Source organism: Bacillus sp. SSR7 (assembly GCF_055902415.1).
In genome coordinates this window covers 370221-385347 of the sequence record NZ_JBVVXV010000001.1, presented here as the reverse complement: position 1 = coordinate 385347, position 15127 = coordinate 370221, and the positions used below count along the sequence as shown (strand labels likewise).

12 protein-coding genes and 1 pseudogene are annotated in these 15127 nt (G+C 34.4%); 10 read left to right on the top strand and 3 right to left on the bottom strand.

Going from position 1 to position 15127, the window contains the following annotated elements; translation table 11 throughout:
- Positions 1 to 3 precede the first annotated feature (3 nt).
- Entirely contained in the window at positions 4 to 393 is a 390-nt protein-coding gene (locus AC0NJG_RS02040) for a hypothetical protein (protein ID WP_014893722.1), read from the top strand.
- Between the two features lie 214 nt (positions 394 to 607).
- Here the strand turns inward: AC0NJG_RS02040 and AC0NJG_RS02035 are convergent, their stop codons facing one another.
- Positions 608 to 1282 (bottom strand): hypothetical protein, encoded by a 675-nt coding sequence (locus AC0NJG_RS02035; protein WP_097864866.1) that lies wholly within the window; start codon positions 1280 to 1282, stop codon positions 608 to 610.
- A 467-nt stretch (positions 1283 to 1749) separates the two neighbouring features.
- Here AC0NJG_RS02035 and AC0NJG_RS02030 point away from each other — a divergent pair, with 467 nt between their 5' ends.
- Complete coding sequence (locus AC0NJG_RS02030) at positions 1750 to 1914, top strand: hypothetical protein (RefSeq protein WP_176364554.1); 165 nt, start codon at positions 1750 to 1752, stop codon at positions 1912 to 1914.
- 247 nt (positions 1915 to 2161) lie between these two features.
- Here the strand turns inward: AC0NJG_RS02030 and AC0NJG_RS02025 are convergent, their stop codons facing one another.
- Complete coding sequence (locus AC0NJG_RS02025; RefSeq protein ID WP_000219734.1) at positions 2162 to 2458, bottom strand: hypothetical protein; 297 nt, start codon at positions 2456 to 2458, stop codon at positions 2162 to 2164.
- 422 nt (positions 2459 to 2880) lie between these two features.
- On the opposite strand from AC0NJG_RS02025, the pseudogene AC0NJG_RS02020 reads away from it, so the two are divergent.
- The 4 genes and pseudogenes from AC0NJG_RS02020 to AC0NJG_RS02005 all read left to right on the top strand — a co-directional run.
- Positions 2881 to 3276: pseudogene (locus AC0NJG_RS02020) on the top strand (condensation domain-containing protein); the annotation flags it as partial.
- Between the two features lie 24 nt (positions 3277 to 3300).
- A complete protein-coding gene (locus tag AC0NJG_RS02015) occupies positions 3301 to 4851 on the top strand; it encodes a serine hydrolase domain-containing protein (protein ID WP_242268388.1) in 1551 nt (516 codons plus the stop codon).
- A 358-nt stretch (positions 4852 to 5209) separates the two neighbouring features.
- Entirely contained in the window at positions 5210 to 5839 is a 630-nt protein-coding gene (locus AC0NJG_RS02010; protein ID WP_087996919.1) for a Type 1 glutamine amidotransferase-like domain-containing protein, read from the top strand.
- Between the two features lie 593 nt (positions 5840 to 6432).
- Entirely contained in the window at positions 6433 to 7434 is a 1002-nt protein-coding gene (locus AC0NJG_RS02005; RefSeq protein ID WP_000805151.1) for a LacI family DNA-binding transcriptional regulator, read from the top strand.
- 88 nt (positions 7435 to 7522) lie between these two features.
- Here AC0NJG_RS02005 and AC0NJG_RS02000 read toward each other — a convergent pair whose 3' ends face one another.
- On the bottom strand, positions 7523 to 8803 hold the full coding sequence (locus AC0NJG_RS02000; protein WP_087996921.1) for an MFS transporter: 1281 nt from the start codon (positions 8801 to 8803) through the stop codon (positions 7523 to 7525).
- A 494-nt stretch (positions 8804 to 9297) separates the two neighbouring features.
- Between AC0NJG_RS02000 and iolG the strand changes: the two genes are divergently transcribed.
- The 4 genes from iolG (at position 9298) to iolD (ending at position 15024) form a co-directional block, all read left to right on the top strand.
- Positions 9298 to 10323 (top strand): inositol 2-dehydrogenase, encoded by a 1026-nt coding sequence (gene iolG / locus AC0NJG_RS01995; RefSeq protein WP_429680576.1) that lies wholly within the window; start codon positions 9298 to 9300, stop codon positions 10321 to 10323.
- 71 nt (positions 10324 to 10394) lie between these two features.
- Entirely contained in the window at positions 10395 to 11393 is a 999-nt protein-coding gene (gene iolC / locus AC0NJG_RS01990; RefSeq protein WP_087996923.1) for a 5-dehydro-2-deoxygluconokinase, read from the top strand.
- A 78-nt stretch (positions 11394 to 11471) separates the two neighbouring features.
- A complete protein-coding gene (locus AC0NJG_RS01985) occupies positions 11472 to 12935 on the top strand; it encodes a CoA-acylating methylmalonate-semialdehyde dehydrogenase (protein ID WP_000218129.1) in 1464 nt (487 codons plus the stop codon).
- Between the two features lie 154 nt (positions 12936 to 13089).
- Positions 13090 to 15024 carry a 3D-(3,5/4)-trihydroxycyclohexane-1,2-dione acylhydrolase (decyclizing) gene (gene iolD / locus AC0NJG_RS01980; protein WP_429680575.1) on the top strand — a complete coding sequence of 645 codons (1935 nt, stop codon included), beginning with the start codon at positions 13090 to 13092 and terminating at the stop codon, positions 15022 to 15024.
- The last annotated feature ends 103 nt before the right edge of the window (positions 15025 to 15127 follow it).

Sequence of the window (15127 nt, the reverse complement as noted above, 5' to 3'; positions counted from 1 at the left end):
GTTATGAAAGTAACTTGTTTATATAATACCGGTAATGACCTATCTAAGGTAACAGAGGAAACATTTAATTTAACCATTGAAAAAGAGTATATTGTTTATGGAATCTGCAAATTACAAAGTGGTGAATTAACATATTTAATCTTAGGAGAACGTGAAAATATGCCATCATGGTATCCAGCAGAACTATTTAAAATATCCGATGCGCTACAACCTTTAGAATGGTATTGTGCAGAACATAGACATGTTAAAGATACAACTATAGATTATATATGGGGATATAAAGAGTTAGCCTTGGATAATACACATGCTCTTGGTTTAATAGAAAGAGAGAATAAGGATATGGAACTATTTCTAAAGCGTAAAGCTGAAATTGATGAATTTGAGGAATTGTAATAGTAAATGAATTGATTAACCTATAAAAAACGTAGAAATTAAATATTTCTACGTTTTTTGTACATAACATTAAAAAAACAGCTTATTTTTTGAAAAAGTTGAAAGATGTCATTTATATTGGCGTGAATATCTATTACAATGTACTTTATATAAAAAAAGTAGCTGCAAGTGCAACTACTTTTTTCACAAAAACATTATTATTCAAATAACACCTCTAGCGTAAACTTGCGCTTAATGGTACTTGAGAATAAACTGTGAAATTGTTACCATAAGTACCGTGCCTTGAAAATGAGGAAGAAATTGAACTGTTCCAACTTTTGTAGGTAGACCCAGATGTATCTGCTCTTAGAAGTACATTTGAAAAGCTAGCTTGGCTAAAGGAGTTACGTCCAGTATCTTCGACTCCTTGAACCATTTTTACTGGTTCATATTGAGAAAATGAGCCATATACAGGCTGATTTGCATATCTAGGATTTCCATTTACATACATAGTAACCGTACCATTTCCGTTATTAACAATTTTAAGGTTCACTCGATCACCATCTTTAATTGACGCATCAAACTGTGTGTTCCAATACTTACTGTTTTGACCTGATTCATTATATCCTGAATTTAGAAATACTTTATATCCACTTGGTGTTTTGGAAATACCACCCTCAACTTTAGATGCTCCAATACCTAAATACCAATTCACATATCCATCTTTAACAACAACTGATTTTGGTAGATTTATATCAGCTGCAATCCCAGTATAGGTACTATTTGTAACACTTTTTACAGCACCTTCTGTAGCTGCAAAACTAGTAGTTGAAAACATTGATAGAGAAATTAGAAGTGAACCAACTAGATACATCATTTTTTTCTTACTTTTCCTTAATACTTGATTCATGTTAGATCCCCCATATTTTAAATTATTAAATTGTATGGAAAGTTGGCCAACTAACTACAACTTACAAATTAAAGATATATCAGGTTTTATTTAATGTATATATTTTCCTGTTATAAGTCATTGAAATGTCAAATAAATTTGATTTTTTATATTTATCAATATAGATGGAGTTGACAGAATAAAGTAGTATGCCTATTTAAATGTAAGAAGATTTTGTTAAAAAATATAAAAACCTATAAGTGTGTTGGGGATAGTATGTACTACGATTTATTTAGGAGAGAGAAATATGGAATGAATATAGTCTTTTTCAATGGGTAGATCTGAAATATTTAGAAATAGATTAAAAACAAAGGAAATAAATGAATCGTTTTTCTTAAGGAATTCATTGAAATAGTTCGTAGATGAAAGGAAATATATGATTTATAAGACATGGATTTCCTATATAAAAGAAGAAAGGGGATCCAGCTATGGGAATTACAAATACAAGATCGAAGTTAGATAATGCAGCTATTGAAGAGGCTATAGAGGCATTAAAAGATGAAAATGAATGTTTATGTATGGAAATCGATTACTTAAAAAAGTTAAAGGCCTTCCTTCAAAAAGAGATGGAATTACAGAACAAGACAAAGTAAAAGTAATTTATCTTACAAAATTCGAAGGTATGGAACAGATTAAGATAGTATTAGATAATTATAGAGGTCATTACAATCGCAAAAAAAATCAAAGTACACTTAAAAGGAATGAGTCCAGTACAATACCGGACTCACATTGAAACAGCCGCTAAATTTTTGTTTAATTCTTCAGGTTCACATCATAGGCGATCGATTGTTGGCTTGCTACGCGTAGTGATTGTTATTTTTTAACCCATCTCATATTACGTTAGTTTAAGTATTGAGAGTAAAAGAATAGGAATTGAAAAATTAATGTTTTACTAAATAATCTATTAAAGAAACTTAAAGGAATAACAAGTTCTCCTATTGTAAGGATTTTAAGTGTATCCTTATTTAGTCCTTTTATTAATTCTTTTAATGTTTGGAAGTTTATTTTATTAACGAAAGACCAACTTGGCACAGCTTTTGTATCTGAACCTATTTTGAAAATGATATGAATACTATGTGCATGAAAACCGCTTATTATTAAAATAAGCATAAATCCTAAAATAATGAACCAAGTCATTTTTCAACATCTCCTTTCAGTATCTAATATTAAGATATTAAAACTGTTGAGAAAGTGTGCTGTTGTCCATGAAAAATATTGAGAATTTGTTGAGGGAACGTTGAAAATGTTGCAATGCTATTGAATTTAGCGGAGTTAATAACGCTTGTCATATTATATCTGTGAAAAAAGGAAATAGGAAAGAGAACAGTTGCGTAGACTGTTCTCTTAAGGAGCGGAAGCGCTGAACATTTTCAATGACAATGATTCAACCATTCCGCTAATAGTATGTGCAAATATTTATAATCCATACAAGAAAGGCCGTTAGAAAAAATAACCGCCTGGCCTCAGGGAGAATTCAAGAAAATTAGAGATTCATTATGGATACAGATTGGCTGTTACCAATCTATTCGTAGTATTGGAAATAATTCCATAAAGGATTTAATTATAGCATTCTTAAGTTTTTAAATAGAGAATTTAAAGAACAAGAAGTCAAGTATATAAGATTCAATTATCTTGGAGGTTTTGACAATATAATTGATGAGAATCAATTAAATCTAAATAACATTGAATTTGCGTTAAATAGGGACAAGAATAATTCATTGACAGCACTAATGGATATAGAGGCTATGGTGGTAAATGGTGCACTAAAGATAAATATTATCTACAGTAAAAATAGATTTAAAGATGAAACGATCCAAAAGTTTATTGAAAGTTATGTGAATACTTTGAAGCTAATTTTACATAAGTGCATAGAAAAGGATTTCAAGGAGTTCACTCCATCGGATTTTGATGCTGTAGAAATTTCACAAGAAGATTTAGATGCGTTGTTTAATTAGAATTTACGCAAGGGGTATATTATTATGAAAAAATTAAGATACTTGTTAGTTATACTTAGTGTTTTTCTCAGTATAGTTGTATTACCACTTAAGGGATATGCATTAGACAAAGAGGTTGAGCAGATAAGTTTATTAACAAATGATACAAAACTAAAGATAGAAAAGTTTATAGAAGAAAATATGGATAAAGGTAAGGTTCCAGGACTAGCAGTTACCTTAGTTAAAGGTGATAAGACTGTTTATCAAAGAGGATTTGGATATTCAGATATAGATGCTAAAAAGTCAGTTACTTCTAAATCCCTGTTTGAAATAGGATCTAATAGTAAAGCATTTACTGCTTTGGGAATTTTTAATTTAGAAAAAAATGGACAAATTAAACTTGAAGATGAAGTAACTAAATATATACCATGGTTAAAAGTTAAATATAAAGGTAAGGAAGCTTCAATAACTATAGAACAATTATTACATCAAACAAGTGGTATACCTTTTAAAACGATAGATAAGATACCAGTTTCTAATGAAGATAATGCACTTGAAGAAACAGTTAAAACCTTAATTAATATAGAATTAGATAGTGAACCAGGTAAGGATTTCCAGTATGCAACTATAAATTATGATGTTTTAGGGTTGGTTATTGAAAAAGTGACAGGGAAATCTTATGAAGGCTATATTGAAGAAAATGTCTTAAAGCCATTGGGTTTACATAATACTTATCTTTATAAAAATGAGATTGTTAATGAATATATCGCTAAAGGGTATAAACTCGAATTCTTAAAAAATGATGTATATGATGCGCCTGTGTATAGAGGGAATAAGCCGGCTGGGTATATTATCTCCAGTGCTCAAGATATGGCTAAGTGGCTTAAGATTCAGCTGGGCACTTTAAATGATTTGAAATTTGATAAAGACATAGTTGGAAAATCTCAAGAGGCCAATCGTACAGTTAGACCATTAAGTGATGGATCATTCTATGCTAGTGGTTGGTTCATTTATCCAAAGGGTGAAAATCAAATTTCACATGCCGGGAATAATCCTAACTATTCTTCATTTATAGTATTTAATCCTAAGGATAAAGTCGGGGTTGCAGTACTAAGTAATACGAACTCACAATATGTAGAACTTATAGGTCAAGGTATTAATAAGATTTTAGAAGAGGGCACTTACAATAAAAATATAATAGATTTAAATAAAGGCGCAGATACAATAGCTAGTGTAATTATATGTATTTCAATTTTAATAGTTTTAAGCATATTATTTTTTACATTAAAAGCATTAAAAGCAATATTAAATAAACAAAGGTATTTAAATACAAATGGAAAAAAGAGTTTGTTAAAGCTTGTTTTTTCTTTTCTGTTCATGCTGGGAATAAGTTACTGTATATATTTAATTCCATATGTCCTGTATAGAGGAGTATCATGGGAATTTGTTTTTGTATGGCTTCCTAATAGTATTGAAGTTGCACTTTATTTTGTTTTTACCAGTGTATGGTTAGTGTATATATACTTAGTATTTATAAGCTTTTTCAAAAAAGACAACGATAAGGGAATATTTTTGTTATCTATAAAGCGTTATTAGTGGTTTTGGTAATGCGCTTATAATTTTCACTATTAATCTGGCTGTAACAAGTAATAATGCGTTAAAGATTAAGCTGTTAATGTATTTCGTTTTAGGAATTATTCTTTATGTCTATGGGCAAAAGGTTATGAGGGGGAAATTAATAGAGTTAACCAATGAAATAGTATATTCAAAAAGAATGAAAATTCCAAAAAATACCAGGATCTTCTTATAGCAAGTTTGAAGAAATTGAAAAGGGAAGAATTCAGTCCATTATATGAAAGATTATAAAGAAATTGGTATTATTTTTTGTGTGATAAAGATCGAAAAACTCAGAAAAAATCGATGAGTTATTAACTAGAAAATAGGGGGGAGTTTAATGAGAAAAATAGTATTATACAGTGATCAAGTACAAGAAGATAGAAAATTGGATTATGAACTATTAAGGTTGTTAAATAAAGAAAATCCTTCATTAGCATATCTTCGAGCATCTTCAGATGTAACAGGAAAATATTTTAATTATGTAGTTAAATATTATAGATATTTAGGAATTAATAATGTGAAATATTTTGATTTAGACAAAGAATACGATGAAAGAAAGGTTAATGACATATTTAATTATGATGGAATACATCTTTCTGGTGGAAATACATTCCGCTTTTTATATTCCTTAAGAAAAAGAAATTTATTGCATTCATTAAAATCATATTTGAAAAATGGTGGAGTTTTGATTGGTGTTAGTGCTGGTAGTATAATAACAACTAAAAGTATTGATACAGCCCAATTTTTAGACGAGGATATTATAGGACTAGAGGATAGAAAGTCCCTAGGTATTGTAGATTTTGATTTTATGCCTCATTGGAGCGAGGAACAAAGTGAGAAATATTTAGATTTATTAAAAGATTATTCTGAGTTGAAAAGTAGGGAGATTTATGCTTGTAAAGATGGTGATGGGATAGTTATTGATGGAGAAGAGATTAAATTGATTGGTGATATTTTGAAAATCTAATTTAGTTTCAATTTATATTAACAAAGAAGAAACTCTTTTCGGTTTCTTCTAAGGAATCATGTATAAAACCATCTCCTTTATGCTTATAAATTGAGGAACAATTATGTTGAAACTATAGAAGAAGAGTCCTGTTAATACAGGACTCTTCTTTATTTTTATGAATGTAATTATTAGAGATATTAGTGAACTACTTGCCACTTAGCAAAGCTTGAATTGGGAGCTTCTCAGCTCCACGATGAAAGAAACCTTTCGACTCCCTGAGCGTTACATCTAGATGTTCAACGCTGGGACGCTCTCTGTATACGGTTGATATTTTAAGCAGTTACCGAATAGCTTGGTTTTCGTACTCTATTTTCTTCCTGAAACCTCCTATATCAAGCTATCAAAGAACTTCAGATAGCTAGTATATCAAAAGTTTTTTGCTATACCAAACCGAAATTCATCTCCCCCTACGGTTTGGCTATCGCCCTTCACACGCTTGAGGAAGGAGAATTCTTCCGGTAAATTCATTAAAAAATTCCTCCTGTGTACCAAGAAGCAAAATATTTTTATGATAAAATATAGAAAAAGATGATTAAGAAGGGATAATTAAAGTGAAACCAACAATTTATGATGTTGCGGAAAAAGCAGGTGTATCAATAGCGACTGTATCCAAGGTAATTAATCAAACTGGGCGTATTAGTGAAAAAACAATAAACAAAGTAAATCAGGTAATGGATGAACTAGATTACCAGCCAAGTAGTGTAGCAGCGGCGTTAACAGGCAAAAAAACATATACAATTGGGGTACTTGTCCCAGATATCTCAAACCCATTTTTTGCTGAAGTAGCAAGAGCGTTTGAAAATAGTGCACGAGAATCAGGGTATACACTCATTTTATGTAGTACAGACCATCAAACAAAACGTGAACACGAGTACATTGATCTATTATTTAAAAAGCAAGTAGATGGCATTATTATTGCAACGGAGTTAAATGATTATAAACTTGTAAAAAAAATCGTGAATCGAGATTTGCCACTTGTATTATTCACTGTAGATCATCCTTCCATCACGACTCATGTTGTGACAACTGATGATATGAGGGGAGGCTATCTAGCTGGAAGTTATCTAACACAGAAAGGCCATACATCTTTAACGATTATGATGGAGAAGGATAGAAAAAGTAGCTTAGGGAGATTGAATGGTTTCAAACAAGCCCTTACGGATTCAGGGATTTCGTTAGATGATGAGGCTATCATTAGTTGCTATTCGACAGTGGAAGATAGCAAACGTGCAAGTAAAGAGTTACTTCATTTGCCTAACAGACCTACAGCCGTTTTTGCTTGTACAGATTTGATTGCTATATGCCTTATGAATGAAGCAAGAAAACAAGGACTTTCAATTCCGGAAGATTTATCAATAATCGGATTTGATAATACAATCTATGCTGAGATTGCAGATCCAGGGTTAACAACAATTGAGCAGCCAATTAAACAAATGGCAGCCTGTACGTTTGAACAACTGCTAAAAACGATGGAAATGAAGGAGCATGCTAAGCAAAAAATTACAATTATTCCTCAGTTAGTAGAGCGATCCTCAGTAAAGGATATTACATGATAACTTTTTTACAAGTCTATTTGAATGTAACAAAAGAAGGTCATCGTAACTAAGTATAGTTAGGATGACCTTCTTTTATATATAGGATTTAGACAGAGAATTGCTCACCGCTTTTCGTATTTAAATCCTGATCCATCTCATTTTCCTTTGGAATAGTAAGGAAATGAGTTAAAAATGCACCAAAGAAGTACAAACCAGCAAAAATCCACATCACGCCGCCAACACCTAATGGCCCGATGAAGGCAGTTACTACTAATGGTCCAACAAATGCTGATAATCCTGAACCTAAATTTAAAACAGACATTGCAGCTCCTTTATTTTCAGGAGATAAAGATGGGACTAATGCTGTAAGAGGTACATAACCGGCGAGTGTTGCTCCGTAGCAACAGGCAACAAATAATATTGCCCAATAATTATGTCCTACCATTTGTGGTACATAATAGAGTGCAAGAGTTACAATTCCGCAACCGACTCCTCCGAACCATTTAATTGTATTTACCCAACCAAACTTGTCTCCAACAATACCAAAAATAATATTAAACACCATATTTACAAAGAATAGAGTACCCCAAATTTGAAGCCATTCAGTCATCGTAAAATTATATTTCATCATATAGGTAGGTAGGAAAACAACAAATCCAAACTGAGCGGCCGAGTTTATAATTTTTACAATACCACCTATACCAACTTTAGGATTTTCAAATGCGATGGTAATGCCTTTTAGTAATTCACTTGATTTGTTAGCGCTTACGGTTTGTGCTTTAAACCTGTCCTTATTTACAACAATTGAGAATAATCCACCGACGACAACAAAAATTAAAGCACTCCATAATGTAGCGATTTCTCCGATTTTAGGAACCATATAGCTAGAATAAAAGGCTCCTATAACACTAAGCCCCAGCTGGAATACGAACCAGAACCAGCCAACTGCTCTTGAAAGCATTTGTTGAGGAGTACTGTAAGATACCCAAACTAGAAAAGAATAAGCAAATAAAGGATAACCGAACCCTCGTAGGGCATAGCAAATTAATATTACGGGATAATTCATATGTTGAATTCCTATACCTATGAACCCGATTGAACCTAAAATGAATGATACTAAACCAAACGTCATGACTTTTCTTGGTCCCCACATTTGTACAAATACCCCCGAAAACCAAGAAGAAGCAGATACAGTAATTCCGTAAATAGTAAACAGGAAAGCAGCGTGTTCTAGCGTTAATCCTTTTTCAACGAGATAAGGGGATAACCATCCCTGTTCTAAACCGTCCCCAATCATAAAAACAATAATCCCTATGTATCCCCAAGTTAAATTAGAAGGGATTCCAATCCTGTCCATAAATGTTTTGTTTGAACTAATAGCGTTCATTCTCCCACCACCGATAAGTTATTTTTTGGTTAAGCGCTTAATTCTTTTTGATAAAAAAAGTATACGCTTACATTATGAGGTCGTCAATTAAATTTTTTGACAATTTACAACTTTCTTTTATAGGGGCATTCTATTTACTTATCGGACAATAAAATAATGGTGAATATGAAAACAAAGAAATACCTTATAGATAGGAGTTTAGACTTTGAAGGGCTTTGTTTTCTTTGTTATATCAGTATTTTAAAAGAATATATTTGTAGCTTTTTAGAGTGTGTATTTCTAATTATTAATTTTTATTTTTATGTAATACGTATATTGAGGGAATGTAAAATTCAGATGTAAAGAAAAGTATTCAAAAAAATAAAAATGTTTTCAATTTAGAATCAAGTGTGTATAATGAAGAAAAATAGGGAAAGCGCTTAACTGATTTGATACGCTAAACCCTATAGACTTTCATTTCGTTTCTTAAATTTTAATATAGAGGGAGAAATCATATGAACGTTTTAAAGATTGGGATTATTGGTGCTGGACGAATTGGGAAACTGCATGTTGATAATTTGCAGCTTATGCCACAAGTAAAAATTAAAGCGGTTTCAGATGTAGCGATTAGTCATCTAGAAAAGTGGGCCGAGGATAAAGGGATTTCCACTCTGACTACAAACTATCAGGATTTATTAGCAGATCCAGAAATTGATGCTGTATTTATTTGTTCACCAACAAATACACATGCGCAAATTATTAAAGAAGCGGCTCTTGCGAAAAAACATATTTTCTGTGAAAAGCCTGTTAGTTTCTCAGTAGAAGAAACATTAGATGCATTAGAAGTAGTAAAAGAACAAGGAGTATCACTTCAAGTAGGTTTTAACCGCCGTTTCGATCCTAACTTCAGAAAAGTCTATGATCTTATTCAACAAGGAGAAGTGGGACACCCACATATTTTAAAAATTACGTCTAGAGATCCACAACCGCCAAGTATAGAATATGTTCGTTCTTCAGGTGGATTGTTTATGGATATGATGATTCATGATTTTGATATGGCTAGGTATGTGATGAATAGTGAAGTTGTTGAAGTATTTGCATATGGAACAACATTAATTGATCCGTCCATTCAGGAAGTAAATGATGTTGATACAGCAATTGTCACATTAAAATTTGCGAATGGAGCTTTAGGGGTAATTGATAATAGCCGCCAAGCTGTATATGGATATGACCAGCGCGTTGAAGTATTTGGTGAAAAAGGCGCGGTTGCTGCGGATAATTGCTGCCCGACAACAGTTCAAGTGTCAAAAACAGAAGGTATTGTAAAAGATAAGCCGCTGTATTTCTTCTTAGAGCGCTACACGCAAGCTTACATTGAGGAAGTAACACAATTTACAAAGTCAGTTATAGAAGGACAAGCTGTTATTTGCAGTGGTAATGATGGATTACAAGCAGAGCGAATTGCGCAGGCTGCGAAGGAATCCTTACTAACAGGAAAACCTGTACAAATTGAACATAAACAGCCTGCATTAAATCAATAAAGAGAGCGCTTACTTCTAGATGGATAAAGAGTAATTTGTCGGAAAACGATAAAGCATGGGAGGTAGTAATAATGAATCCACTTATTTTTAAAGAAGATCGTCCATTGGACCTAATTGCAGTTGGACGTTTATGCGTTGATTTAAATGCCAATGAAACACAACGTCCAATGGAAGAAACAAGAACGTTTACTAAATATGTAGGAGGTTCTCCTGCGAATATTGCGATTGGTGCTGCACGTCTTGGCTTACAAACAGGATTTATTGGTAAAGTATCTGATGACCAAATGGGCCGCTTTATTACGGGGTACCTAAAGGACAACAATATTAATACAGATCAGATATGTATCGATCGTACTGGTGCAGTGACAGGTTTAGCATTTACAGAAATTAAAAGCCCTGAGGATTGCAGTATTTTAATGTACCGCGACAATGTCGCAGACTTAAACCTAGATCCAACAGAGGTATCTGAGGACTATATTAAACAATCAAAAGCACTCTTAATTTCAGGAACAGCTTTAGCAAAAAGCCCTTCTCGCGAGGCGGTATTTTTAGCGCTAGAATATGCGCGTAAACATGATGTAGTTGTATTTTTTGATGTAGATTACCGCCCTTATACATGGCAGTCAGAAGCTGAAACGGCTGTGTATTACAATCTAGCGGCTGAAAAATCTGATGTCATTATTGGAACGCGCGAAGAATTCGATATGATGGAAAAACTATTAAACTACGAACAATCTAATGACCAAGTTACGGCTGAAAGATGGTTTTCTCATCATGCGAAAATCGTTGTAATTAAACACGGCGGGGATGGTTCAATCGCTTATACGAGAGACGGTCAATCTCACCGCGGCGGTATCTTTAAAACAAAGGTGTTAAAGACGTTTGGCGCTGGCGACTCGTATGCTTCTGCGTTTATTTATGGCCTAATGCAAGGGCTTGAGATTCCTCAAGCGATGCGATTAGGTGGCGCTTCTGCTTCGATCGTTATTTCTAAACATAGCTGTTCTGATGCAATGCCAACAAGGGCAGAGATTTCTGCATTCATGGAAACGGCTGAGGAATTGGTATAGAAACGTCATGAATCAATAATCAAGTAAGGGCGTATCCTATTGGACGCCTCTACATTACATAAAAGGGAGAGAATGAATATGACAGTACAAACAGCACAAATTGTAAAAAACTACATTGGCGGCGAATGGGTAGAATCTATTTCAACTAAGATGGAAGATGTATATAATCCAGCAACAGGGGAAGTAATCGCCCAGGTACCACTTTCAACAAAAGGAGATGTTGAACAAGCTGTATTAGCAGCAAATGAAGCGTTCAAATCTTGGTCTAAAACTGCTGTGCCAAAACGCGCTCGTATTCTATTTAAATATCAACAATTACTAGTAGATAACTGGGAAGAGTTAGCGAAACTTATTACGATTGAAAACGGAAAAAGCTATAACGAGGCTTACGGTGAAGTTCTTCGCGGTATTGAGTGCGTGGAGTTTGCAGCAGGTGCTCCTACATTAATGATGGGAAAACAGCTACCTGATATTGCAACAGGTATTGAGTCTGGTATGTATCGTTACCCAATTGGTGTTATAGGCGGAATTACACCTTTTAACTTCCCAATGATGGTTCCATGCTGGATGTTCCCACTTGCGATTGCTTGTGGTAATACATTTGTGTTAAAACCATCAGAGCGTACACCACTTCTAGCAGCAAAATTAGTGGAACTAGCTGAAGAAGCTGGCTTGCCAAAAGGCGTTTTAAATATCGTAAATGGCGCTCATGATGTAGTAAACGGTCTTCTTGAACACAAATTAGTGAAGGCAATTTCATTCGTAGGTTCCCAGCCAGTTGCAGAATATGTATACAAAAAAGGAACAGAAAACTTAAAACGTGTGCAAGCATTAGCGGGTGCGAAAAACCATTCCATTGTATTAAGTGATGCGAATCTTGAACTAGCAACAAAGCAAATTATTAGTGCTGCATTCGGTTCAGCCGGTGAGCGTTGTATGGCTGCTTCTGTTGTAACAGTAGAAGAAGAAATTGCAGATCAATTAGTTGGAAAATTAGTAGAAGAAGCGAACAAAATTGTCATCGGAAATGGTCTTGATAAAGATGTATTTTTAGGACCAGTTATTCGTGATAACCATAAAGAGCGCACAATTGGTTACATCGATTCAGGTGTAGAGCAGGGCGCTACATTAGTTCGTGATGGACGAGAAGATACAGCTGTAAAAGGAGCTGGATACTTCGTTGGTCCAACAATTTTTGACCATGTTACAAAAGAAATGAAAATCTGGCAAGATGAGATTTTTGCTCCTGTTTTATCGATTGTTCGTGTGAAATCATTAGATGAAGCGATTGAAATTGCAAATGAGTCTCGTTTTGCAAATGGAGCTTGCATTTATACAGATAGCGGGGCAAGTGTACGTCAATTCCGTGAAACAATTGAATCAGGTATGTTAGGTGTGAATGTTGGGGTTCCGGCGCCAATGGCATTCTTCCCATTCTCTGGCTGGAAAGACTCTTTCTACGGTGATCTTCATGCGAATGGTACTGACGGCGTTGAGTTTTATACAAGAAAGAAAATGCTTACATCACGTTGGGAAAAGTAATCATTAAGAGAGAAGTAGAATCTCTCTAGTTGCTTATAAGCAAAAGTAAGGGAAGTAGTAAAAGATAAGAAGGAAGTATTAGGAGTCTATCAAATTCCTAATACTCCTTTTTCATATGCAGAATGACTGATAGAGATAGAAAGGAGCAAATCATATGCAAACTGTTAGAATGACGACGGCGCAAGCATTGGTGAAATTTTTAAATCAGCAATACGTAGAGTTTGATGGAAAACAACAAAAGTTTATTAAGGGAATCTTTACGATTTTTGGTCATGGAAATGTAGTAGGCCTAGGTCAAGCTTTAGAAGAAGATGCAGGGGAATTAGAGGTATATCAAGGGAGAAATGAACAAGGAATGGCAAATGCTGCGATGGCTTTTGCGAAACAAAAACATAGAAAACAAATTATGGCATGTACTTCTTCTGTTGGTCCTGGATCAGCAAACATGATTACCTCTGCAGCAACAGCTTCTGCAAATAATATTCCCGTTTTATTACTTCCAGGAGATGTATTTGCAACGAGACAACCTGATCCTGTTCTTCAGCAAATTGAACAAACACATGATTTATCTATTTCTACGAATGATGCTTTTCGTGCAGTAAGTAAGTACTGGGACCGGATAAATCGTCCTGAACAATTGATGACTGCTATGATTCAAGCCATGCGTGTTTTAACGAATCCGGCAGATACAGGAGCTGTAACAATTTGCTTACCACAAGATGTCCAAGGGGAAGCATGGAATTTTCCAAGTTACTTCTTCGAAAAGCGTGTTCACCGTATTGAACGTCGCCTACCTACAAAAGCAAGTTTAGCGGATGCGGTTGAAATGATTAAGAGAAAGAAAAAGCCAATTATGATTTGCGGTGGTGGTGTAAGATACGCCGAAGCGGCAGAGGAGCTGAAACAGTTTGCTGAGGCATTCCACATTCCATTTGGAGAAACACAAGCTGGAAAAAGTGCGATAGAAAGTAATCATCCATATAATCTTGGCGGCATTGGGGTAACCGGAAATTTAGCAGCTAATACAATTGCAAAGGAAGCGGATCTTGTTATTGGGATTGGGACGAGATTTACTGATTTTACAACGGCATCTAAACAATTATTTCAAAATGAGGAAGTTGAGTTTCTAAACATCAACATTTCAGAATTTCATGCGAACAAGCTTGATGCGTTGAAGGTTATAGCAGATGCGAAAGAAGCACTTCTTGCTCTAATAGCTGAACTACAAGTAATTGATTATCAATCTAGTTACACTGCAGAAATCACTGATGCAAAAGAGGCTTGGGAAACAGAATTAGCACGTCTACATAATATTCGCTTTACAGGTCAAGGTTTCACACCAGAAGTTGAAGGTCATTTCGATGAGAATTTAAATGAGTATGTAGAGGCACTTGGTACACAATTAACACAGACTGCAGTCATTGGAAAAATGAATACATTACTTGATGAAGATGCAATCATCGTTGGTGCGGCAGGAAGTCTTCCAGGTGATTTACAAAGAATGTGGGCACCTAGAAAACCTAATACATATCACATGGAGTATGGATACTCTTGTATGGGCTATGAGGTTGCCGGCGCGCTTGGTGCAAAGCTAGCTGAACCATCGAAGGAAGTATATGCAATGGTAGGGGATGGAAGTTACCAAATGCTGCATTCTGAGCTTGTCACAAGTCTTCAAGAAAACAAAAAAATTAATGTTTTATTGTTTGATAACTCTGGATTTGGCTGCATTAATAACTTACAAATGGGTAATGGAATGGGGAGCTTTGGAACAGAGTTTCGCTACCGAAACCAGGAAACTCGTAAATTAAATGGGGCTATTATGAAAATTGATTTTGCAGCTAGCGCGGCTGGATATGGCGTAAAAACGTATCAAGTTACATCAATAGAACAATTACAGGAAGCGCTTAAGAATGCGAGAAAACAAACAGTTTCTACATTAATTGATATTAAAGTATTACCAAAAACAATGACAAATGGATACGATTCATGGTGGCATGTAGGTGTTGCAGAGGTATCTAATAGTCAAAGTGTACAAGCTGCGTACGAGGATAAAATAAGTAACTTGCAAAAGGCAAGATCGTATTAGATTAGGACACAAAGAGGGCTTTTTATCTACATGCATATTTTTTAGAAAGCCCCCTTTTTAACGGACAGATAAGAGAAGTTGGCGAAATTCTATCACATTTTGC

Bases quoted from the DNA above. Each gene is read 5' to 3' on its own strand.
- AC0NJG_RS02040 (WP_014893722.1), top strand. From the start codon at position 4: ATGAAAGTAACTTGTTTATATAATACCGGTAATGACCTATCTAAGGTA.
- AC0NJG_RS02035 (WP_097864866.1), bottom strand. From the start codon at position 1,282: ATGAATCAAGTATTAAGGAAAAGTAAGAAAAAAATGATGTATCTAGTT.
- AC0NJG_RS02030 (WP_176364554.1), top strand. From the start codon at position 1,750: ATGGGAATTACAAATACAAGATCGAAGTTAGATAATGCAGCTATTGAA.
- AC0NJG_RS02025 (WP_000219734.1), bottom strand. From the start codon at position 2,458: ATGACTTGGTTCATTATTTTAGGATTTATGCTTATTTTAATAATAAGC.
- AC0NJG_RS02015 (WP_242268388.1), top strand. From the start codon at position 3,301: ATGAAAAAATTAAGATACTTGTTAGTTATACTTAGTGTTTTTCTCAGT.
- AC0NJG_RS02010 (WP_087996919.1), top strand. From the start codon at position 5,210: ATGAGAAAAATAGTATTATACAGTGATCAAGTACAAGAAGATAGAAAA.
- AC0NJG_RS02000 (WP_087996921.1), bottom strand. From the start codon at position 8,803: ATGAACGCTATTAGTTCAAACAAAACATTTATGGACAGGATTGGAATC.
- iolG (WP_429680576.1), top strand. From the start codon at position 9,298: ATGAACGTTTTAAAGATTGGGATTATTGGTGCTGGACGAATTGGGAAA.
- iolC (WP_087996923.1), top strand. From the start codon at position 10,395: ATGAATCCACTTATTTTTAAAGAAGATCGTCCATTGGACCTAATTGCA.
- AC0NJG_RS01985 (WP_000218129.1), top strand. From the start codon at position 11,472: ATGACAGTACAAACAGCACAAATTGTAAAAAACTACATTGGCGGCGAA.
- iolD (WP_429680575.1), top strand. From the start codon at position 13,090: ATGCAAACTGTTAGAATGACGACGGCGCAAGCATTGGTGAAATTTTTA.